The 20739-nt window shown below is 71.6% G+C and carries 19 protein-coding genes; 5 read left to right on the top strand and 14 right to left on the bottom strand.

What is annotated here, in order from left to right; translation table 11 throughout:
* Positions 1–10: 10 nt before the first annotated feature.
* The 3 genes from AB0E02_RS06465 to AB0E02_RS06455 all read right to left on the bottom strand — a co-directional run bounded on the left by AB0E02_RS06465 (position 11) and on the right by AB0E02_RS06455 (position 3354).
* On the bottom strand, positions 11–709 hold the full coding sequence (locus AB0E02_RS06465; protein WP_362136645.1) for a DUF4097 family beta strand repeat-containing protein: 699 nt from the start codon (positions 707–709) through the stop codon (positions 11–13).
* Between the two features lie 222 nt (positions 710–931).
* Positions 932–1993, bottom strand: a complete 1062-nt coding sequence (locus AB0E02_RS06460; protein WP_362136643.1) for an aldose epimerase family protein — start codon at positions 1991–1993, stop codon at positions 932–934.
* Between the two features lie 422 nt (positions 1994–2415).
* Entirely contained in the window at positions 2416–3354 is a 939-nt protein-coding gene (locus AB0E02_RS06455) for an SGNH/GDSL hydrolase family protein (protein WP_362136640.1), read from the bottom strand.
* Between the two features lie 323 nt (positions 3355–3677).
* Between AB0E02_RS06455 and AB0E02_RS06450 the strand changes: the two genes are divergently transcribed.
* Together AB0E02_RS06450 and AB0E02_RS06445 are read left to right on the top strand one after the other, a co-directional pair.
* On the top strand, positions 3678–4172 hold the full coding sequence (locus tag AB0E02_RS06450; RefSeq protein WP_030414591.1) for a DUF3145 domain-containing protein: 495 nt from the start codon (positions 3678–3680) through the stop codon (positions 4170–4172).
* A 247-nt stretch (positions 4173–4419) separates the two neighbouring features.
* Positions 4420–5316 (top strand): NAD(P)-dependent oxidoreductase, encoded by an 897-nt coding sequence (locus AB0E02_RS06445; RefSeq protein WP_362136637.1) that lies wholly within the window; start codon positions 4420–4422, stop codon positions 5314–5316.
* 78 nt (positions 5317–5394) lie between these two features.
* Here AB0E02_RS06445 and fabF read toward each other — a convergent pair whose 3' ends face one another.
* The 5 genes from fabF to AB0E02_RS06420 all read right to left on the bottom strand — a co-directional run bounded on the left by fabF (position 5395) and on the right by AB0E02_RS06420 (position 10388).
* A complete protein-coding gene (gene fabF / locus AB0E02_RS06440; RefSeq protein ID WP_362136635.1) occupies positions 5395–6660 on the bottom strand; it encodes a beta-ketoacyl-ACP synthase II in 1266 nt (421 codons plus the stop codon).
* Between the two features lie 77 nt (positions 6661–6737).
* Positions 6738–6986 (bottom strand): acyl carrier protein, encoded by a 249-nt coding sequence (locus AB0E02_RS06435; RefSeq protein ID WP_006605825.1) that lies wholly within the window; start codon positions 6984–6986, stop codon positions 6738–6740.
* A 105-nt stretch (positions 6987–7091) separates the two neighbouring features.
* A complete protein-coding gene (locus tag AB0E02_RS06430; RefSeq protein ID WP_362136632.1) occupies positions 7092–8138 on the bottom strand; it encodes a ketoacyl-ACP synthase III in 1047 nt (348 codons plus the stop codon).
* A 13-nt stretch (positions 8139–8151) separates the two neighbouring features.
* A complete protein-coding gene (locus AB0E02_RS06425; protein WP_030414587.1) occupies positions 8152–9114 on the bottom strand; it encodes an ACP S-malonyltransferase in 963 nt (320 codons plus the stop codon).
* An 89-nt stretch (positions 9115–9203) separates the two neighbouring features.
* Positions 9204–10388, bottom strand: a complete 1185-nt coding sequence (locus AB0E02_RS06420; protein WP_362136629.1) for a helix-turn-helix domain-containing protein — start codon at positions 10386–10388, stop codon at positions 9204–9206.
* A 57-nt stretch (positions 10389–10445) separates the two neighbouring features.
* Here AB0E02_RS06420 and AB0E02_RS06415 point away from each other — a divergent pair, with 57 nt between their 5' ends.
* The gene (locus AB0E02_RS06415) at positions 10446–11117 is read left to right on the top strand and encodes a pirin family protein (RefSeq protein WP_362136627.1); all 672 of its coding nucleotides are present in this window, start codon (positions 10446–10448) and stop codon (positions 11115–11117) included.
* A gap of 110 nt (positions 11118–11227) precedes the next feature.
* Here AB0E02_RS06415 and AB0E02_RS06410 read toward each other — a convergent pair whose 3' ends face one another.
* The gene (locus tag AB0E02_RS06410) at positions 11228–12049 is read right to left on the bottom strand and encodes a serine hydrolase domain-containing protein (protein ID WP_362136625.1); all 822 of its coding nucleotides are present in this window, start codon (positions 12047–12049) and stop codon (positions 11228–11230) included.
* A 168-nt stretch (positions 12050–12217) separates the two neighbouring features.
* Between AB0E02_RS06410 and AB0E02_RS06405 the strand changes: the two genes are divergently transcribed.
* Together AB0E02_RS06405 and AB0E02_RS06400 are read left to right on the top strand one after the other, a co-directional pair.
* Positions 12218–12709 (top strand): MerR family transcriptional regulator, encoded by a 492-nt coding sequence (locus AB0E02_RS06405; protein WP_362136623.1) that lies wholly within the window; start codon positions 12218–12220, stop codon positions 12707–12709.
* Between the two features lie 6 nt (positions 12710–12715).
* A complete protein-coding gene (locus AB0E02_RS06400; protein ID WP_362136621.1) occupies positions 12716–13741 on the top strand; it encodes an aldo/keto reductase in 1026 nt (341 codons plus the stop codon).
* A 327-nt stretch (positions 13742–14068) separates the two neighbouring features.
* On the opposite strand, the gene AB0E02_RS06395 is transcribed toward AB0E02_RS06400, so the two are convergent.
* The 5 genes from AB0E02_RS06395 to AB0E02_RS06375 form a co-directional block, all read right to left on the bottom strand.
* A complete protein-coding gene (locus AB0E02_RS06395; protein ID WP_362136619.1) occupies positions 14069–15289 on the bottom strand; it encodes an acyltransferase in 1221 nt (406 codons plus the stop codon).
* A gap of 281 nt (positions 15290–15570) precedes the next feature.
* A complete protein-coding gene (locus AB0E02_RS06390) occupies positions 15571–16740 on the bottom strand; it encodes an alpha/beta hydrolase (RefSeq protein WP_362136617.1) in 1170 nt (389 codons plus the stop codon).
* A 601-nt stretch (positions 16741–17341) separates the two neighbouring features.
* The gene (locus tag AB0E02_RS06385; protein WP_362136615.1) at positions 17342–18028 is read right to left on the bottom strand and encodes a response regulator transcription factor; all 687 of its coding nucleotides are present in this window, start codon (positions 18026–18028) and stop codon (positions 17342–17344) included.
* Positions 18025–19488 (bottom strand): sensor histidine kinase, encoded by a 1464-nt coding sequence (locus AB0E02_RS06380; RefSeq protein ID WP_362136613.1) that lies wholly within the window; start codon positions 19486–19488, stop codon positions 18025–18027. The genes AB0E02_RS06385 and AB0E02_RS06380 overlap by 4 nt, the downstream gene beginning before the upstream one ends.
* Before the next feature lie 206 nt (positions 19489–19694).
* Complete coding sequence (locus tag AB0E02_RS06375; RefSeq protein WP_362136611.1) at positions 19695–20576, bottom strand: DUF4429 domain-containing protein; 882 nt, start codon at positions 20574–20576, stop codon at positions 19695–19697.
* Positions 20577–20739 lie beyond the last annotated feature (163 nt).

Here is a 20739-nt window from a genome sequence, read left to right as displayed (position 1 = left end):
CAACCGGTCCTTAAGAGTTCTGCACCGACACATCGCCTCCGCTCGTGTGGGCCGTCACCTTGTGCGGGGAGTGCGGGTCCGTCGGTACGGAGACCTTGCTGGTGCCGCCGGAGGTTGTGGCCTTGACCGCGTAGCTTCCCTTGGGGAGGCGGACGGTGACGTTGCCTCCGCTGGTGCGGGCCGAGATGTCGTCGGGCATTGTGGTCAGCGTCAGGTCGACGTCTCCGCCGCTGGTTCTGGCCTGGGCTCTGCGGGCCGTGGAGTCCGCGATGGTGACGTCACCGCCGCTGGTCTCCGCGTCGATGGCGCCCGAGGTGCCGCGGACGGTGACGTCACCACCGCTGGTGTGCAGGCTGACGGAGGCATCGCGCGGCAGCAGCACCCGGAAGTCCACCTCGCACTTGCGGCCCATGCCGCAGTCCTCGGCCTTCAGGGTCAGCCGGCCGTTTTTGACGCTGTGTGCCGGGGTCGGCTTGTGGTCGTTGTAGCGGTACTTCTCCGTGACCTTCACCGAGCCGCCGGCCGCGACCGGGACCACCTCGATGTCCCCGCCATGGGTCGTCGCCGAGAGAGCGGTGATCTTTCCGTCCACGGTGTACGTGCGCTTCGCCTCCTTGGTCGGGCCGAAATCGGAGAGCGAGCAGCCGGCCGCCAGCGCGGTCAATGCCGCACAGGACAGGATGAGATGAGGAGCGCGGAGGCGGGCCATGGTGATACGTCTCCCGAGACGAAGGGAAGGGGACCGAAGCGGTTCCGGACCGGGTGGGCCGGACACTGATCATCTTCGGGTATCGCGAATCGGGAATCGTCACCGCAGGGTATGACCTTTGGCATCACCGCACGGTATGAGAAGCCCCTAGGGGATCCACCCCTGCGACGCCCCAGGACCCCTAAGGGCTGCCCCCTGGGGTGTCACGCAACAGCCCCCGGCTCACGCCGCGCCCGCCTCCCCTGGGCGTACCGAGAAGCGGTAGACGGTCTCCGAGTGGTAGACCTCACCGGGGCGCAGGACGGTGCTGGGATAGTCCGGGCGGTGGGGAGAGTCCGGGAAGTGTTGGGTCTCGAGGGCGAGGCCGGCCGCCGGGCCGTAGGGCAGGCCGGAGAAGCCGGTCAGGGAGCCGTCGAGGTGGTCGGCGGTGTAGAGCTGCAGACCGGGTTCTGTCGTCGCCAGCTCCAGGGCGCGGCCGGAGGCCGGGTCGTACAGCTCCGCGACCGGGCGCGGGGTGGTGCTCACGTCGCCGTCCAGCACGAAGTTGTGGTCGTACGGGCCGCCCACCGCGCGGGCGGTCCGGAAGTCGAAGCGGGTGCCGGCGACCTCGGCCGGCGCGCCGGGCAGCGGAATGCCGGTGTCGTCGACGGGCGTGTAGCGGCTCGCGGCGAGCCGCAGCTCGTGCCCGGTGGCGCTGCCGCTGCCGTCACCACCCAGGTGGAGATAGGTGTGGTTGGTGAGGTTCACGACGGTGGGGGCGTCGGTGTGCGCGTCGTAGGAGAGGTGCAGGGCGCCGCCGCGCGGGCCGGGGGAGAGGGTGTAGGACACCCGCACGTCCAGGTTGCCGGGGAAGCCCTCCTCGCCGTCGGGGCTGACCCGGTGGAGCTCCACTCCGTTCTCGATCTGCCGGGCGTCCCACACCACTCGGGAGAAGTTCCGCGGCCCGCCGTGCAAGCTGTTGCGCCCGTCGTTCGCCGTCAGTGGGTACGTCCTGCCGTCGAGGGGGAAGGCGGCCCCGGCGATCCTGTTGGCGTAGCGGCCGACCAGCGCGCCGAAGTGGGAGCCGCCGTGGGCCACGTAGGAGGCCAGGTCGCGGAAGCCGAGCGCCAACTGGCTGGACCTGCCGTCCCGGTCGGGGGCCTCGACGGTCTGGACGATGCCGCCGTACGTCAGGACCCGCACCCGTAGTGCGTCCGGTCCGGTGCCCGCCTCCAGGGTCCAGCGGTCGACGCCGGTTCCGTCGTCCAGCATGCCGAAGGGTTCCCTGCTGACCTGCGTCTTCATGGGCATGAGCCTATGCCTGGTCGGGAGCCGATGCCTGGTGGGAGGCGACCGCCGCGCGCCCTACGGACACACGCTGCCCACGCCGCACACCGCCCGCGCGCCGTCCGCCCCACACGCTGCCCACCGCCCGCGCGCGATCCGCCCCACAGGCTGCCCACGCTGCCCACCGCCCGCGCGCCATCCGCCCCGCGCCACACACCGTCGGCCCAGCGCCGCACACCGTCCGCCCAACACGCCGAACTCCACCGCCCCACACGCCGACCGCCGCCCGCCAAAGGGACGGATCGTCCGGCCGGACCTGCCGGACGATGCCGCCGGACGAGCCTGCCGAACGGGCACGCTGATCAACCCGCTGGATCAACTCGCTGGACCGACCCGCCGGACGAACCCGCTGGACCAGCCAACCCGCTGACCAGCCCCCGCTACCCCTGCCTGCGCGTGATCGTCCGGAACGCCAGCTCCGCCAGTTCCTTCTGGCCGCCGGCGCCCGGGTGGAACCAGTCCCAGGTGCTCAACTGGCGCCCGGTGAAGCGGTAGTCGAAGACCGCGGGGTCGAAGCGGCACAGTGGGTCCTTGCCGCAGACCTCGGCCAGCGCCGAGTTGTAGGCCATGACCCGCTCGCGCACCTTCTCCCGCCGGTCCTGGGCCGGCTTGGTCAGGTCGTCCGGGTCCCGCAGCATCGAGCCGCAGATGCCGAGCTTCCAGACTTCCTTGCCGAGCGGGTTCTTGCGCCCCTCGGACCACAGCCGCAACAAGTCGGGCACCGACGCGACATAGACCTGTGTGTGCGGCAGGGAGCGCCGCAGCGCCTTCAGGGAGCGCGTGAAGTCGGCGCGGAAGGAGGCGGTGGGGGTCATCGCCCCGACGTTGGGGCGGCAGGCGTCGTTGGCGCCGATCAGGACGGTGACCAGTTCGGGCTTCCGTACGGCCGCGGCGGCTACCTGGCCCGGCAGGTCGTTCATCAGGGCACCCGCCCGGGCGAAGTTCCAGCTATGGGTGGCGGGACGTTTCACCAGGCGTCTGGCGAGGCTGTCGACCTTGGGGTCGGTGCCGGTGGACCAGGAGACCGCGGGGCATTCGGAAAGGATGGTGCAGGCGTTGAAGCCGACGGTGATCGAGTCGCCGAGCGCCGCGATCGAGCCGGGGTGGGTGCGCCAGGCGGGCGCCTGTTTCGCCTGACGTCCGGCCGACGGGCCGGGGTGGGGACGTGCGCTGTCGCCGGCACTACAGGAAGCGAGGGCGAGCAGCAGGGTGGAGACAGCGGAGACTGCGGAGACGGCAGAGACGGCGGTGACGGTACGTGTCCGGCGTGCGCGACGATCGTGGCGACGGAGGCGAAAGGGCCGATCGATCTGGGTCATCCCCTGTCCCCTCCGGCGTGCGAGTGATATCTCTTCGGGTACCGACGGTACGTCACCCCCTCGTCCGGCACCGCGCGGTAGCTTTGCCCCGTGCCTGCCGGGCGGTGACCCAAAGTGGCACGTGCGGTCGGCACAGACAAATTACATCACGTCATTTCCTGTCCCTTTTGCGGCAAATTCCGCCTAATGGTGTTTACTGTAGGTCACCTCGCATGCTGGTGCCGAAGTGATCACTGGGGCAGAATGACAACTGTCCCGGCCGCAACCGGAACGGGCACGAGGCCGCTGGGGAAGGCGAACCTCGAACCGCACTGGAGGTCCCGGTGACGACACGTGGAGTTCTGTACGTCCACTCCGCTCCGCGCGCGCTGTGCCCGCACGTCGAATGGGCCGTGGCGGGCGTCCTCGGAGTGCGCGTCAACCTCGACTGGATCCGGCAGCCGGCGTCGCCGGGCACGTGGAGAGCCGAATTCTCCTGGCAGGGCGAGGCCGGTACGGCCTCCAAGCTCGCCTCCGCGCTGCGCGGCTGGCACCTGCTGCGCTTCGAGGTGACCGCGGAACCCTGCGCCACCGCTGAGGGCGAGCGCTACAGCTCCACCCCCGACCTGGGCATCTTCCACGCCGTCACGGGCATCCACGGAGACATCCTGATCCCCGAGGACCGGCTGCGCGCCGCCGTCGCCCGCTCCGCGCGCGGCGAGACCGAGCTGGCCGCCGAGGTCGCCAAGCTCCTCGGCAAGCCCTGGGACGACGAACTGGAGCCCTTCCGGTACGCGGGTGAGGGCGCCCCGGTGCGCTGGCTCCACCAGGTCGTATGAGGGCTAGGCGCCCGTGCGCTGCCTCCACCAGGTCGTATGAGGAGCGAGGCGTCCGGCGCACCGGCTCCACCACGTCGTACGAGGAGTCAGAGGAGCCAGACGCCCGTGCGCTGCCTCCAATAGGGCGCTGCGTCCAATAGGGCATTGCCTCCACCAGGGCGTCCGGCGTCCCCGCCGAGGTGTCCGAAGGGCGACGACACACCGCCCCGGTTGTCCTGGAGTGTGCTCGAAGACTTAGCGTGCCCTCATGGCCGACAACAACTCTCCTGAACCCGACACCCTGTCAGTAGCCGTCCTGGGCACCGGAATCATGGGCACAGCGATGGCCCGCAACCTCGCCCGGGCCGGGCTGGACGTCCGCGCATGGAACCGTACCCGGGCCAGGGCCGAGCCGCTGGCGGCCGACGGGGTGCGGATCGCCGACACGCCCGCGGAGGCGGTGGGCGGCGCCGATGTGGTGCTCACCATGCTGCTCGACGGTGACGCCGTCCTGGACGCGGTGCGGCAGGCCGCCCCGGCGCTGCCCGCCGGCGCCCTCTGGCTCCAGATGAGCACCGTGGGCGACGAGGCGCTGGACCCGCTCGCCCGTCTCGCCGACGACCATGGACTGCGGTTCGTCGACGCGCCCGTATTGGGCACCAAGGCACCTGCGGAGAAGGGGGAGTTGACGATTCTGGCGGCCGGTTCGCCGGACGTGCGGGAGCGCGCCGAGCGGGTCTTCGGGATCGTCGGCAGCCGCACCCAGTGGGTGGGCGAGGACGGTGCGAGCGGGGCCGCCAGCCGGCTCAAACTGGTCGTCAACAACTGGGTGATGACCCTCATCACCGGCACGGGGGAGACCATGGCGCTGGCCAAGGGGCTCGGCGTGGACCCGCGCGAGGTGCTCGCGGCGGTCGCCGGCGGGGCGCTGGACGTGCCGTATCTGCGGATGAAGTCCGACCTGATCCTGTCCGGTGAGTACCCCGCGAGCTTCACCGTCTCCGCCGCCCGCAAGGACACCCGCCTGATCACCGAGGCCGCCCACCGGGCCGGCGTGCGGGTGGATCTGACCGAGGCGGCCGCCGAGCGCTTCCGCCGGGCCGAGGCGCAGGGCCACGGCGACGAGGACGGCGCGGCGGCGTACTTCGCCAGCTTCGACGACTGAGAGCACCGGACCGGGAAAGACGGAGGGCCCGCCCGGTGAACGTCACCGGGCGGGCCCTCCGTCTGTGCTGAGTGCGCCTCAGACCGTGCGGAAGGCGAGCACCACGTTGTGGCCGCCGAAGCCGAACGAGTCGTTCAGAGCCGCGATCGTGCCCTCGGCCGGCAGCTTGCGGGGCTCGCCGCGGACGATGTCCGCGTCGGCCTCCGGGTCGAGCTCGTCGATGTTGATCGTCGGCGGGGCGATGCGGTTCTTGAGCGCGAGGATCGTGGCCACCGTCTCGATGCCGCCCGCGCCGCCCAGGAGGTGGCCGGTCATCGACTTCGTGCTGGTGATGGCCATGTGATCGACGTCGTCACCGAACGCCTTGCGCAGCGCCCTGAGCTCACCGACGTCACCGGCCGGGGTCGACGTCGCGTGCGCGTTCACGTGCACGATTTCCGCCGGGTTGAGTCCGGTGTTGTCGATCAGGTTCGTCAGCGCCGCCGCGATGCCGTTGCCGGACGGCTCGGGCTGCGTGATGTGGTGTGCGTCGGCGGAGATGCCCTGGCCGACGGCCTCGGCGTAGATCGTGGCGCCGCGGGCCTTGGCGTGCTCCTCGGACTCCAGGATGATCACGCCGGCGCCCTCGCCGAGCACGAAGCCGTTGCGGTCGACGTCCCACGGGCGGGAGGCGCCCTGCGGGTCGTCGTTGTTCTTGGACATCGCCATCATGTTGCCGAACGCGACGATCGGCAGCGGGTGGATGGCGGCTTCCGTGCCACCGGCGACGACGACGTCGGCGCGGCCCGAGCGGATCATCTCGATGGCGTAGCCGATGGCCTCGGCGCCCGACGCGCACGCCGAGACCGGCGTGTGCACACCGGCGCGGGCGTTGAACTCGATGCCGACGTTGGCGGACGGCGAGTTCGGCATCAGCATCGGCACGGTGTGCGGGGAGACGCGGCGTACGCCCTTCTCCTTGAGCACGTCGTACTGGTCGAGCAGGGTCGTCACACCACCGATGCCGGAGGCGATGACCGCGCCCAGACGGTCGGGGTTGACCGACGTGTCCTCGCCCGCCTTGGCGGTGAAGCCCGCGTCCTTCCAGGCTTCCTGGGCCGCGACGAGCGCGAACTGCGCCGAGCGGTCCAGCTTGCGGGCCTGCGGCCGCGGGATGATCTCGGACGGCTCAACGGCGATCTGCCCGGCGATGCGGACGGGCAGGTCGGTGGCCCAGTCCTGGTCGAGCGTGCTGACACCGGAGCGTCCGGCGAGCAGGGCCTGCCAGGTCGAAGCGCTGTCGCCACCCAGCGGTGTGGTTGCGCCGATACCGGTGACGACCACGGTGCGATTGGTCGCGTTCACGGGAATTCTTACTCCACGGGTAGAGGGGTCTGAATCGACGGCGCCACCGCGGGGTGGCGACATGCGCGGGAGCTGGATCAGCTCTGGTGCTTGAGGATGTAGTCGGTCGCGTCGCCGACGGTCTTGAGGTTCTTGACGTCGTCGTCCGGGATCTTCACGTCGAAGCGCTCTTCGGCGGCGACGACGACCTCGACCATGGACAGCGAGTCAACGTCCAGGTCGTCGGTGAAGGACTTGTCCACCTGGACGTCCTCGGTGGGGATCCCGGCGATCTCGTTCACGATCTCGGCGAGACCGGCAACGATCTCTTCCTGAGTGGCGGCCATGATGGCGCTCCTTCGGTCATTTTAAGGGGAAACTGCGTTACTTGCGGTGAAGATCCGTGCGGCGACCGGCACGTCCGGAGACGGACGGTGCTGCGCAGATCTTGCCTAGGGGAGGGTAACGACCGTCGCGGCGTACACGAGACCCGCCCCGAAGCCGATGACCAGCGCGGTGTCGCCGCTCTTGGCCTGTCCGGTCGCCAACAGCCGCTCCATGGCGAGCGGAATGGAGGCGGCCGAGGTGTTGCCGGTGGTCTCCACGTCGCGGGCGACCGTCACGCTCTCCGGCAGCTTCAGAGTCTTCACCATCGAGTCGATGATCCGCATGTTGGCCTGGTGCGGGATGAAGACGTCCAGGTCGTCCGGGCTGACTCCGGCCGCGTCCAGCGCCTGCTGGGCGACCTTCGCCATCTCGAACACCGCCCACCGGAAGACCGCTTGGCCCTCCTGGGTGATGGCGGGGTACCGGATCTCCTCCAGGGCGGGGCGCGCCTCGGGCCCGTCGCCCCCGGGGACCGGCGTGGAACGGAAGACGTCCCAGCCGAGGGTCTGCTTGATCGTCTCGGACTTGTCGCCCTCCGAGCCCCAGACCGTCGGGCCGATCTCCGGCTCGTTGGCCGGGCCGACGACCACCGCGCCGGCGCCGTCGCCGAACAGGAAGGCCGTCGCACGGTCCTCCAGGTCGGTCAGGTCCGACAGCCGCTCGACGCCGATGACCAGGACGTACTCCGCCGAACCCTCCGTCACCAGGCCCTTGGCGAGGGTCAGTCCGTAGCCGAAGCCCGCGCAGCCCGCCGAGATGTCGAAGGCGGCCGGCTTGCCGGCGCCGATGCGGTGCGCGATCTCGGTCGCGACCGCCGGGGTCTGCTTGAAGTGCGAGACGGTGGAGACGATCACGGCGCCGATCTGCTCGGGCGTGATGCCGGCGTCGGCGATGGCCTTGCCGGACGCCTCGACCGACATCTGCGCCACGGTCTCGTCGGGGCCCGCCCAGTGGCGGGTCGCGATGCCGGACCGCGAGCGGATCCACTCGTCGGACGAGTCGATGTGCTTGAGGATCTCCTCGTTGGGCACGACACGGGTCGGCCGGTAGCCGCCGACGCCCATGATCCGGGCGTACGGAGCGCCCTTGGAGGGCTTGATCTTCGAGGTCATGCGCTTCGGACTCCTATTCGACCGGTGCCGAGCCAGCTGCGGTGGCGGCGGACGCCTCGGCGATCAGCGTGCGGGCCGCGTCGAGGTCGTCGGGCGACTTGAGGGCGAGGGTCCGCACGCCGGGCAGGGCGCGCTTGGCCAGGCCGGTGAGCGTGCCGCCGGGGGCGGCCTCGATGAGCGCGGTGACGCCGAGCGCCTTGAAGGTCTCCATGCACAGGTCCCAGCGCACGGGGTTGGCCACCTGGCCGACCAGCCGCTGCACGAGTTCCTGACCGGAGGAGACCAGCTGCCCGTCCTTGTTGGAGACGTAGCGGGTGTGCGGATCGGCGACCGACAGCGAAGCGGTCGCGGATTCCAGCGCGGAGACGGCGGGTGCCATGTGGTGAGTATGGAACGCGCCGGCCACCTTCAGCGGTACGACCCGGCGAGTGCCCTCCGGCTTGTTCTCGACCAGCGCGGCGATCTGCTCGGCGGTGCCGGCCGCGACGATCTGGCCGGCGCCGTTGACGTTCGCCGGGGTCAGGCCCAGCCGCTCCAGATGGGGGAGCACGACGGCCTCGTCGCCACCCAGGAGGGCGGCCATGCCGGTTTCGGTGACGGCGGCGGCCTCGGCCATCGCCAGGCCGCGGCGGCGTACCAGCCCCATCGCGGCCTCGTCGGAGAGCGTGCCGGTCAGCGCGGCGGCGGCGAGCTCACCCACGCTGTGGCCGGCCGCGGCGCCGACCTTGGAGGAGAAGTCGTCGGCCGTCGCGAACAGCTGACGGGTGGAGATCAGGGCGGACGCCACCAGCAGCGGCTGCGCCACCGCGGTGTCGCGGATTTCCTCTTCGTCCGCCTTCGTGCCGTAGTGGACCAGGTCGAGGTCGATGGCGGCCGACCACTCACGGAGCCGGTCTTCGACACCGGGGAGGTCGAGCCAGGGGGTCAGGAAGCCGGGCGTCTGGGCGCCTTGGCCGGGAGCGACGAGTACGAGCACCCTCACACTCTCTCTTGTGGGTGGTTCCGCCCGCCCGTGGGGACAAGGACGAAGAACCATCGGGGGAATTGTTGGTCTCCGACAAAAGTCTAGAGTTGCGCCTCACCGTCAGCCAGACGCCCCAGAATCAGTGCGATACGGAGGGTGAAGGCCGAGCGCACATCGGAGGGTGACCACCCGGTGACGTCCGTCACACGTCGCAGCCGATAGCGCACGGTGTTGGGGTGGACGAACAGCATCCGGGCCGCGCCCTCCAGACTGCTCGCCTGCTCAAGATAGACGCTCAACGTCTCCAGGAGCGCCGACCCGGCTTCCTCCAGCGGTCTGTAGATCTCCTCCACCAACTGCTCCCGCGCGACCGGGTCCGAGGCCATCGCGCGTTCCGGAAGCAGATCGTCCGCGAGTACCGGGCGCGGTGCGTCCGGCCAGGCCGCGCACGCCCGCAGACCGGCCGCCGCGGCCTGCGCGGAACGGGTCGCCGCCAGGAGGTCGGAGACCACCGGGCCGGCCACCACGGGGCCGGCGGCATACGGGCCGATCAGCGCCTTCGCCGCCTTGAGCGGATTGTCCGAACCGCCCGCGATCACCACCAGCCGCGAGCCCAGCACCCCGGTCAGCACCTGCAGCTTGGCGTGCCGGGCGGCCCGCCGGATCGCCTCCACGGTCAGCTCGCTGTCGCCGTCCGGGGCGGTGCCCAGCACCACGCACACGTGCTCGGGGGAGTTCCAGCCCAGCGCCGCCGCCCGGGAGACCGCGCCCTCGTCGGCCTCCCCCGAGAGCACCGCGTTGACCACCAGCGACTCCAGGCGGGCGTCCCAGGCGCCACGGGCCTCGGCGGCCTGGGCGTAGACCTGGGCGGTGGCGAAGGCGATCTCCCGGGCGTAGACCAGGAGCGCCTCGCGCAGCACGGACTCGTCGCCGGGGGCCGCGACCTCGTCGATCGCCGCCTCCATGACCTCGATGGTCGTCCGGACCATCTCCACGGTCTGGCGCAGCGTGATCGCCCGGGTCAGCTCGCGCGGCGCGGTGCCGAAGACGTCGGTGCTGATCGCCTGCGGGGTCTCCGGATGCCGGAACCACTCGGTGAAAGCGGCGATACCGGCCTGGGCGACCAGGCCGATCCAGGAGCGGTTCTCCGGGGGCATCGCGCGGTACCACGGCAGCGTGGCGTCCATGCGGGCGATGGCCGCGGCCGCCAGCGTGCCGGAGGAATTCTCCAGGCGCCGGAGGGTCGCGGAGTGCGGGTGCGCGTCGCGCGATGCGGGTTCAGACACGGGACAAGCCTGCACTATCGGGGCGGGGAGGTGAGGGGGCGGGGCTACCGTGGGCCCATGATTCAGGTGCGCAGGGGCGAGGAACGCTATCGGGGCGGCGATCCGGACGCCGGGATCGAGTCACTGCACGCATTCTCCTTCGGGCCCCACTTCGACCCGGACAATCTGCGCTTCGGTGCACTTATCGCCTGCAATGAGGAGCGGCTGGCGGCCGGTGCCGGCTTCGACGAGCATCCGCACCGTGACACCGAGATCGTGACCTGGGTGGTCGAGGGTGAGCTGACCCACCGCGACTCGGCCGGACACGAGACCACCGTACGCCCGGGCGATCTCCAGCGGCTCAGCTCCGCCGGCGGCGTGCGGCACGTGGAGCGCAACGCGGGCGGGGCCCCGCTGCGCTTCGTCCAGATGTGGCTGGCCCCGCGCGAATTCGGCGGGGAGCCGGCGTACGAGATCGTCCGCGGCATCGCCGACGGCACGCCGTACGCGGTCCCGCGGGCCGGCGCCCTGCTGCATGTGCGCCGTCTCACGGACGGTGAGCGCACCGCCGTCCCGGACGCGGAGCGGGTGTACGTGCACGTCGTGCGGGGAGCGGTCGGGATCGACGGGCAGCGCCTGGAGGCGGGCGACGCGGCGCGGATCACGGACCGGACCGGGCTGGAGCTGACGGCGCTGGCGGCCGCGGAGTGCCTGATGTGGGAGATGGGGGCGGAGCCGGTCCACGGGTGAGGGGGCGGCCGCGGCGGGGTCGGGCGGGCCGCAGCGGGCTTTGGCGGGCGTGATTCCGCTTCGTGGTCCTAACGGGACGTCCGCCCGCCGCCCGCGTCGGGCCGGCCGCGTCAGACCGCTCGCGCCAGCTCGTCCAGCACCGCGTCGGTCAGCTTCGGCCAGACCTCGATCGCCCACGGTCCGAAGGCCCGGTCGGTCAGCGCCACACAGGCGGCCCCGGCCTCCGGGTCCACCCACAGGAACGTCCCGGACTGCCCGAAGTGCCCGTAGGTGCGGGGCGAGGACCCGGCGCCCGTCCAGTGCGGCGACTTGCCGTCGCGGATCTCGAAGCCCAGGCCCCAGTCGTTCGGCTTCTGGTGGCCGTAGCCCGGCAGCACGCCCGTCAGCCCGGGGAAGGTCACCTGCGTCGCCTCCGCGAGCGTCTGCGGTGCGAGCAGCCGCGGCGTCTGCAGTTCGGCCGCGAACCGGGCCAGATCGGCGACCGTGGAGACGCCGTCCTTGGCGGGCGAGCCGGGCAGTTCCGTCGCGGTCATGCCGAGCGGCGCCAGCACCGCCTCGTGCAGATACTGCGGGAAGGGGATGTCGGTCGCCTTGGCGAGGTGGTCGCCCAGCACCTCGAAGCCGGTGTTGGAGTAGATCCGACGGGTGCCGGGGGCGGCCATCACGCGCTGCTCGTCGAAGGCGAGACCCGAGGTGTGCGCGAGCAGATGACGGACCGTGGAACCCTCCGGACCGGCCGGCTCGTCCAGCTCGACGGCGCCCTCCTCGACGGCCAGCAGGGCGGCGTACGCGGCGAGCGGCTTCGTCACCGACGCCAGCGGAAACCTCTGCTCCAGAGGGCCGTACGATCCGGCCACCGACCCGTCGGCTCGTACGACGGCGGCCGCAGCGGTGGGCACCGGCCAGTTCTCGATCATCCGCAGGCTCTGCATGCTCCGAGCCTAACCTCCCCAAATTCAGGTCAAGTCTGCGCCCGATCCGCGCTTGCTTGGAGTGCGCTCGAACTCTCTAGCGTTGAAGACGTCGCAAGGCATCCGGCGCGAAGCCGCGAGGTCCGCGGCGAAGTCGAGAGCAATCCGGCGAAACAGGGGAGACGGGGCATGACGGTCACGCAGAGCGAACCGGTCACGAGCGGACTGGCAGCGACCGCCGAACGGCCGGAGAAGGTCCGCAACTGCGGCACCCCGCCGCCCCCGCACCCCAAGCCCACCGGCCAGGACCGGTACACGATCAGCGAGGTCTCGGAGCACACCGGGCTCAGCGCCCACACCCTCCGCTGGTACGAGCGGATAGGCCTGATGCCGCACGTGAGCCGTACGCACACCGGGCAGCGCCGCTTCAGCAACCGCGATCTGGACTGGCTGAGCCTGGTCACCAAGCTGCGGCTGACCGGCATGCCGGTCGCCGACATGGTCCGCTACGCCGAACTCGTCCGGCAGGGCGAGAGCACCTTCGCCGAGCGTGAGCAGCTGCTGACCGCGCACCGCGAGGACGTACGGCAGCGCATAACGGACCTGCAGAGCACGCTGGACGTACTCGACTACAAGATCGACATCTATGCCGATGCCCGGCGGGCATCCGAGAGGTTCTGAGGTTTCATGGGTAGCGAGAAGATCGAGACGGTCGAGCTGGGCCCCGGCGGCCCCCGCGTCGGGCTGCAGGGCCTCGGCTGTATGGGCATGAGTTTCGCCTACGGGCCCACGGACGCCGACGAGGCGCGGGCCACCCTGGAGCGCGCGCTGGAGCTGGGCGTGACGCTCTACGACACCGCCGACATGTACGGCCGCGGGGAGAACGAGAAGTTCATCGCCCCCTTCATCCAGGCGCACCGCGACGAGGTCGTCCTGGCCACCAAGTTCGCCATCTCTCCCGACCCGGACGCCCCGGAGGACCCGTACCGGCGCATCATCCGCAACGACCGCGCCTACATCCGCCAGGCCGTCGAAGGCAGCCTCAAGCGGCTGGGCGTCGACGAGATCGACCTCTACTACATGCACCGCCGCAATCCTGACGTCCCTCTGGAGGAGTCGATCGGGGCGATGGCCGAACTGGTCACCGAGGGCAAGGTCAAGCACCTGGGGCTGAGCGAGGTGACCGGCAGCGAACTGCGCGCGGCGCACGCCATCCACCCGATCGCGGCCGTCCAGTCCGAGTGGTCCCTCTTCAGCCGGGACATCGAGGCGGGCGTGGTGCCCGCCGCGGCCGAGCTCGGCGTCGGCCTGGTGCCCTACTCGCCGCTCGGCCGCGGCTTCCTGACCGGCGCGTTCGTGCACGCCGACCAGGAGCTCAGCACGGACGACTTCCGTCGTACGCAGCCGCGCTTCACCGGTGACAACGCGGCCGCCAACGCCGCACTGCTGGAACCGGTCCGGACGGTCGCCGACGCCCACGACGCCACGCTCGGCCAGATCGCCCTCGCCTGGGTACAGCAGCAGGCCGCCGTCCACGGCCTGGCCGTCGTCCCGATCCCCGGCACCCGCAAGCGCCACCGCGTCGAGGAGAACACCGCCGCCACCCGCATCCGGCTCACCCACGAGGAACTGGCCCTCCTGGAGCCGATCGCCGACAAGGTGGCGGGCGAGCGCTACGCGGACATGACGCACACGTCGGCGGGGCGGGAGTAGGTCGCGGGACGGGGGGCCTCGTGGGGCCGGTGCCTCGCGGGGCGGGCCGTTTGTGGGTGGGTCCCTTATGGGGTGGACCGGGCGCGGGGCGGGTTGCTCATGGAGGGCCGTGCACGGGGGGCGCTCATGGTGCCTGTTGGGGCGTCGGTTCGGGGCAGCCCGGGCGGACCCGGCGGTCCGGGCTGCCCGGGGGCCCGGGTGGGGTGGTCTTACGGGCACGCCCCGGGCTGCCGCGCTCGGGGTTGCCGCGCCCGGGCCGTGCACCCGAGCTGCCGCGAGCGGGCTGCCGCGCTCTGGGCCGCTGCGCCCGGGCTGCCCGCCCCGGCCCTAGGCCAGCCCCAGCGCGAACGCCGCGAACGCGGTGGCCAGGACCGCGGCGAGGGCGCGGCGGGCACGGGTGACATCCGTCCAAGGGGCTTCGAAACGGCGGGTGCTGCGGGCGATCAGCAGCAGGGCGACGGCGAAGACCGGCAGCCAGGCGAGCCGGACGAGGATCCACTCCGGCGTGACGGGCGCGACGGTCAGACCGGGCACCGCTCCGAGGAAGGACGCGGGCACCGCCGCGGACAGCATCGCCGTCTGGTGCCAGCACAGGATCGTCATCGCCGACAGGTTGATGACCACGACCGGCGCCCACAGGGCGGGCCGGCGCAGGAGGTGGGCGATCCGGTCCCGCAGCAGGATCGCGGCACCGGACTGGGCCGCCGCCAGCGCCAGGACCAGCAGCGACGGCGGATGCGAGTTCGTACGGTCCTGGCCGGGGACGCCCACCATGCTCGCCGGGTAGTGGAAGAACAGCAGCAGCGCCGCGAACAGCGCCGCCCCGCCGAACAGGAGCGTCCAGGCGGCCCGCCGGCCGAGCCGCCGCTCACCCCAGGAGACGCCCAGCTGATAGGCGAACATCCAGCCGGGGAGCAGATTCAGCAGACTCAGCCAGGACGGCATGGCGTCGGCGAACGGCCCGTAGCGCAGGAAGTCCACCGCCGCCACGGCCACCAGCAGCGGTGCGGCGGCCCAGGCGCCCATCCGGCCCGCCGCGCGGACGCAGTACGGCGTCAGCGCGGTGATCGCCGCGTACACGCCGACGAACCACAGCGGCTGGATCACCAGCGTCGCGCCCGTCCGCAGGGTCGCCTCCGGTACGCCCACGCTGTAGAGCAGCGGCAGCAGCGCCGCCCATACGGCCGTGACGCCGAGCACCGGCCGGCCAAGTCTGATGAGCCGTCCGCGCAGCCAACTGCCCACCGATTCGCCGCGCCTGACGGCACGCCGGTAGGACAGCACCGAGGCATAGCCGCCGACCAGGAAGAAGATGCCGAGCATCTGCAGCACCCAACTGGCGGGCGCGAGTAAGCCGAAGGCGGTCAGCGGGCTGGCGTTGTGCAGCGCACCGTCGGCGTCCAGGGTGAACCCGCCGAGCAGCCAGTGGCCGGTGGGCACCGCGAGCAGCGCGAGCGCCCGCAGCCCGTCGATCGCCCGGTCCCGCTCCGCGGGGGTACGCGCCTCGATCGCGCGGACGGCTGAGCGAACTGTGGAGGTGGTTTTCATGGGGGTCCTTGGCCTCTGCGTCCTGTAGGTGGGTGGTGCAGGGAGGTGAAGGGTGGTGCAGGGCGGTGCGGAGGTGCAGGGCGGTGCGGCGGTGCGGCGGTGCCGTGAGGGTGAGGCGTGCAGGGGCGTGCAGTCGTGCACCGGGTGCGGCGGTACGGGGCGGGGAACCTCGGTGTCGTGCCGCGCCCGGCGGCGACCCGCCAAGCCATGCGGTGCCGTGCGGTGCTGTGCGGTGTCGTGCCGCGTCATGCGGTGACATCCCGCGCCCCGGTTTGTGCGCGTCAGCTGACCCGGCTGTACCGGCCCAGCGCGATGGCCGCGAAGTTCTGGAGCGAGTCCGTACCGGGGGCGAAGTAGCCGGTGTGGCCCTCGGCCCGCTTCGCTGAGACGTGCCGGGCGCCGAAGGCGGGGTCGGTGGGGTCCTCGCCGTGACCGAGACCCAGCAGCTCCACGTTCGGGACGTCGCCGATCCAGTCGGACGCGTCCCGGGCCGCCCAGACCCGGGCGGAGGTGTGCAGTTCCGCCACGCCGTCCCGGCGCATACCGGGGGAGCCGAAGACGATCAGATCGGCGATGCGACCCTGACCACCCAGCCCCGGCACCGCCAGTCCGCAGACCACCGAGCCGTAGCTGTGGCACAGCACGGCCGGTGCCGGCACGCCGGTCGCCGCCAGCCCGGACAGGAAGCGCGCCAGCCGGGGCGCACCGGCCTCGGCGAGCCGGCCGGTGGCGGCGTCCGGGCCGATGCCGACCGGGGTGGTGTACCCGACCCAGGCGATGACGGCGGTACGGGTCCCGGGCGCGTCGGCAGTCATCTCGGTACGCAGCGACCTGGCCATCCCGGTCGGCGTGCCGTACGGGTCCTTGGCGCGGTCGAACGACGCCAGGTCGATGTCCGAGCCCGGCACGATCACGGCGGTGTGCTCCGCGGTGGCCAAGTCGCCATACACCTCCGCCACTTGACCACGTCCTCGCGGGTCGAAGGCGAGGATCCGGCGGCCGGGCTTGAGCAGTGCGGCACACCGGTCGGCCGCCTTCCTGGCCTGCTGGTGGTCCTGGAGGGTGCCGGCCGGATCCGCCGCACGGGCCAGCTGACGGGCCCGTTCCGCCTTCAGGGCAAGGGAGTTGGCCGTGTACCGCAGGGCGATCGGGGTGCCGTCGAGGTTGCCCGCGGTGAGCGGGTGCCGGACGGCGAGAGCCTGCTGCTGGGCGTCGGTCAGCGAGGCGAAGAAGCGGGCGACGGCGGTGGGTTGGGCGGTCGCCGGGTCCGGCAACCGCACGCCGAGGGAGTGGTCCGCGCGCCAGGCGGCGGCGCCGGGCGGCGGGCCGGTGACGGCGGTCTGCGCGGTACCTGCCGCCCAGCCGCCGGTTCCGGCGGCCACGGTCACCGCGAGCGCGGCGGCGATCAACGTGCGCTTGCTGCGTCGTGCGACGGTGCGCAGCACGGACATGGTGTGTCTCCCTCTCCCGTTGGTGTGCGGAGGAAAGGTAGGGAGACGCTGTATGACACGGCGTCACACCGCGGAGCCAACTCCGGGGTGATACCGGGGTAGGGGGTCCGGCTCCGCACTCGCCCTCAGGAAGGAGCGCGCGCGAGGAGGGCGTAGGGGGAACGTAGGGAGTCGTAGAGGGAACGTAGGTCGTGGGTGGATGCAAGGGGGTTCAGGGGGTTCAGGGGGTGTAGGGGGTGCGCGGTGGGCGGCGTGCGCGAGTCGCGTCAGGGGGCGGACGACGGGCCACGGCCCCAACCACCGGTCCGAAGAGGACCGGCAAGACCGGCAACCGGGGCCGCGTCTACCGAGGGCAATCGCCCCACCGTTCCCACCGGAGCTCCAGCTCCAACTCCAGCTTCTAGCTCCAGCTCCAAGGAAAGCTTCAACTGCAGCTCCAAGGAGAGCTTCAACTGCAGCTCCCGCCACAGCCTCATCTACAGCTCCACCACAGCTCCCACCTCGGCTTCAACCGCAGCTCCAGTACGCTCCCACCGCAGTTTCACCTACAGCTCCCACCACAGCTGCAACCACAACCTCACCTACAGCTCCCTCTACTGCTCTAGTTGCCACTCCCCGGCGCCACCAGCCCCGACTCGTACGCGAAGATCACGGCCTGCGCGCGGTCCCGCAGCTCCAGCTTGGCCAGCACCCGCCCGATGTGGGTCTTCACGGTCTGCTCGGCGAGGATCAGTGCCTCGGCGATCTCCTGGTTCGACAGACCGCGGGCGATCAGCTCCAGCACCTCGGTCTCCCGCGGGGTCAGGCCGTTCAGCCGCAGCGAGGCACGGTCCTTTTTACGGGGTGCCGGCCGCTGGCGGGCGAAATCGGCGATCAGCCGACGGGTCACCGACGGCGCGAGCAGTGCCTCCCCTGCCGCCACCACGCGCACCGCGGAGATCAGATCGGCCGGCGGGGCGTCCTTGAGCAGGAACCCCGAGGCCCCTGCGCGCAGGGCCTCGTACACGTAGTCGTCGACGTCGAAGGTGGTCAGCATGAGCACCTTGGGGCGGTGGGTGACGCCGGGCGGCGGCGTGAGCAGTTGCCGGGCCGCCTCCAGCCCGTCCATCTCCGGCATCCGGACGTCCATCAGCACCACATCGGGATGCGTCCGACGGCTCAGCTCCACCCCTTGCACACCGTCGGGAGCGTCGCCCACCACATCGATGTCGCTCTGCGCGGCGAGCAGCGCGGCGAACCCCGCGCGCACCATGGCCTGGTCGTCGACGATGATCACGCGCGTGGTCATGAAGAGCCGGAATCCTTCGCTGAGAGGGGAGATATCGAGGGGGAAGCGGCGGAGCCGGACGCGGGGGAGCCGGGTGCTGGAGAGCCGGCTGCCGGGGAGCCGGGCGCGGGCGTAAGCGGCAGCTGGGCGGCGACCCGGAAGCCGCCGTCGGGCAGCGGACCGGTGTCGAGCGAACCGTCCACCAGCCGCACCCGCTCCCGCATCCCGACCAGGCCGTGGCCGGTCCCGGTGGTTTCCAGCGGCGTGGAGGGCGCGGACGCCACGGGCGGGGCGGAGTTGACGATCAGCACCGTCAGCCGGGTGCGGTCCGCGGTCGGGATGACCGACACCCGGGTCTGTGCGCCGGGGGCGTGCCGCACCACATTGGCCAGCGCCTCCTGCACGATGCGGTACGCCGACAGGTCCACCGCCGGTTCGAGCACCACCGGCTCCTCCGGCAGCACCAACTCCACCGGCACACCGGCCCGTACGGTCCCCTCGACCAGCTTCGGCAGCATCGCCACCCCGGGCTGCGGGGTCTTCTCCGGGCCGCCGCCCTGCCGTTCCGTCTCCTCACTGCGCAGCACGCCGAGCAGCCGGCGCATCTCCGCCAGGGACTCGCGCGCGGTCGCGGCGATCGACCCGAACTCCTCCTCCGCCTCCTTGGGTATCCCGCTGATGCGGTACGGGGCGCTGTCCGCCTGGACCGTGATCACCGACATGTGGTGGGCGACCACATCGTGCAGCTCGCGGGCGATCCGGGTGCGTTCCTCCAGGAGCGTACGGCGGGCGCGTTCGGCCTCGCTGATGGTCTCCTGCTCGATCAACTTCCGCTGTGCGTCGCCCCGTTCGCGCAGGCTGGCGCCCATCAACAGCATCACGCCGGCGAGCACGAACGTCAGCACCCAGGTGCTCTGGCTGCGCTCCGGGGTCATCGTCTCGGAGAGTATTCCGGCGAAGCCGGTCGTCAGCCAGACGGCTATCAGGGTGCGCCGGCGCTCGCGCAGGGACAGTGCCAGCATCAGCGCGAGATAGCCGACGATCGCCGGGGGCGTCCAGGGCCAGGCGCGGTTCGCCACGCCGTCGACCACGGTGAGCCCCAGGGCGCATACGACATCCGCGGCGAAGATCACCCACCAGGCCTGCAGCGGCCGGGTCACGGCCAGCATCAGGGGCACGGTCTGGGCGGTGGCGAGCGCGCCGGCCAGGCCGCCGTTCATGCCGTAGTCGTTGCCGAGGACGTTGATGGTCGTCGGCAGCAACGACACCGCGAAGGTGAAGGCGACGAGATACGGCACCCGGCGCAGCCAGCGGTTCTGGACACCGGCGAACAGCGGGATGCCGGGTTCGGTCGGGGTGCCGAGCTCGACGGCGAGGATGCGCAGCGCCTGCCGTGCGGCGCGCAGCGCTCTCGACCGGGCCGGCTCGCGCTCGGCGCTGCGGGCCGCCTCGGGGGCTGGGGTGGGGGATCGTCCGTTCATCGCGGAGTCAATGTAAGCGGACGGTCGGGGCCCGGGCGTCATACCACGGGTCGGCCTTCGGCCCCGTACCACGGTATGACCCACCGCCGCACGAGACCGCCGGACGAGACCGCGGCACGAGCCCGCCGCGCAAGACCGCCAATCACAAGCCCGCCGCACAAGCCCGCCGTCCGGCAGCCGGCCCGCGGTAAGCCACGGCGCAGGGCCTACAGCTCCGCCAGCAGTTCGGCCTTCTTCGTGCTGAACTCGTCGTCCGTCAGCAGCCCGGCGTCGTGCAGCTCGCCCAAGTGCCGTATCCGGTCCGCGATGTCCGCGGGGTCCCGGCGGGCGTCCCCGGCCCGGCGGCACACCGGTTCGCGCTCCGCGCTCTCCTGCTCCGGCTCGGCGGCGCGCACGGCCTGCAGTACCGCAGCGGCGAACGGCAGCGACTCGTGGACCGGGCCGTACCCCAGCCCGAACACCACCGCTGCCGGGTCCTGATCGGCCTCGCCCTTCCCCGGCTCGGCCGCCCCGCGTTCCAACAGCCGCAGGTAGCCGTTGAAGACCTCCGGCGAGCGCCACTCGACACCGGCCAACTCGCCCACCGTGAAGGTCTGGTCGCCGCACTTCCACTTCGCCGACGACGCCCCGGTCCAGAACCAGCGGAAGGCGACCGAACGGCCGTCGAAGGACGCCTTGCCGTCGTACGCCTTGAAGTGGAGCGGAGGTTCCGGTGCGGTCACCAGATGACGCTCGGCCGGTTCCTTGGCGTCGGGGCCCAGCGCGGTGCGCAGCTCGTCCGCGTAGTAGTCCGCCAGGGTCTCGCGTTCGGCCGGCAGCACCAGCCGGTACGGGTCGGCCTCCTCCTTCAGCTGCCCGTTCGCCGCCTCCATCAGGGGGTCGGCGCCCGGCCGGGGCACGGCGTGCAGCACTACCGTGCCGCGTCTGCCCTCGGACAGCTCGACGGAGCTCAGCGCCTCGTACGGAATGCGTCGCTCGCCGAGCGCCTGGAAGAGCTTCGGCCTGCGGATCCCCCGTTCGAAGCGGATGAGTACGGAGTCCGTGTCGAACTCCCAGACGGCATGAAAACCGGCCAGCACATCACCCATGCGGCTCATCGTATGCGGGCGGTTGCCCGCCCGTCCCCCTTCCGGACACCTCGAAGGCGCTGCCAGGACTACGCGCGTCACGCGCCTTCGGCCCGGCCGCTTCCGGCCCTTGCCCCATTGACGCGCCGGCCACCGGGGACGGTTCCCGTCGGCACGGCCCGTC

It is taken from the genome of Streptomyces sp. NPDC048196 (genome assembly GCF_040652715.1).
Taxonomy (GTDB): domain Bacteria; phylum Actinomycetota; class Actinomycetes; order Streptomycetales; family Streptomycetaceae; genus Streptomyces; species Streptomyces siderophoricus.
Note: the sequence above shows the minus strand (reverse complement) of the source record. Positions and strands in the feature narration are given on the sequence as shown.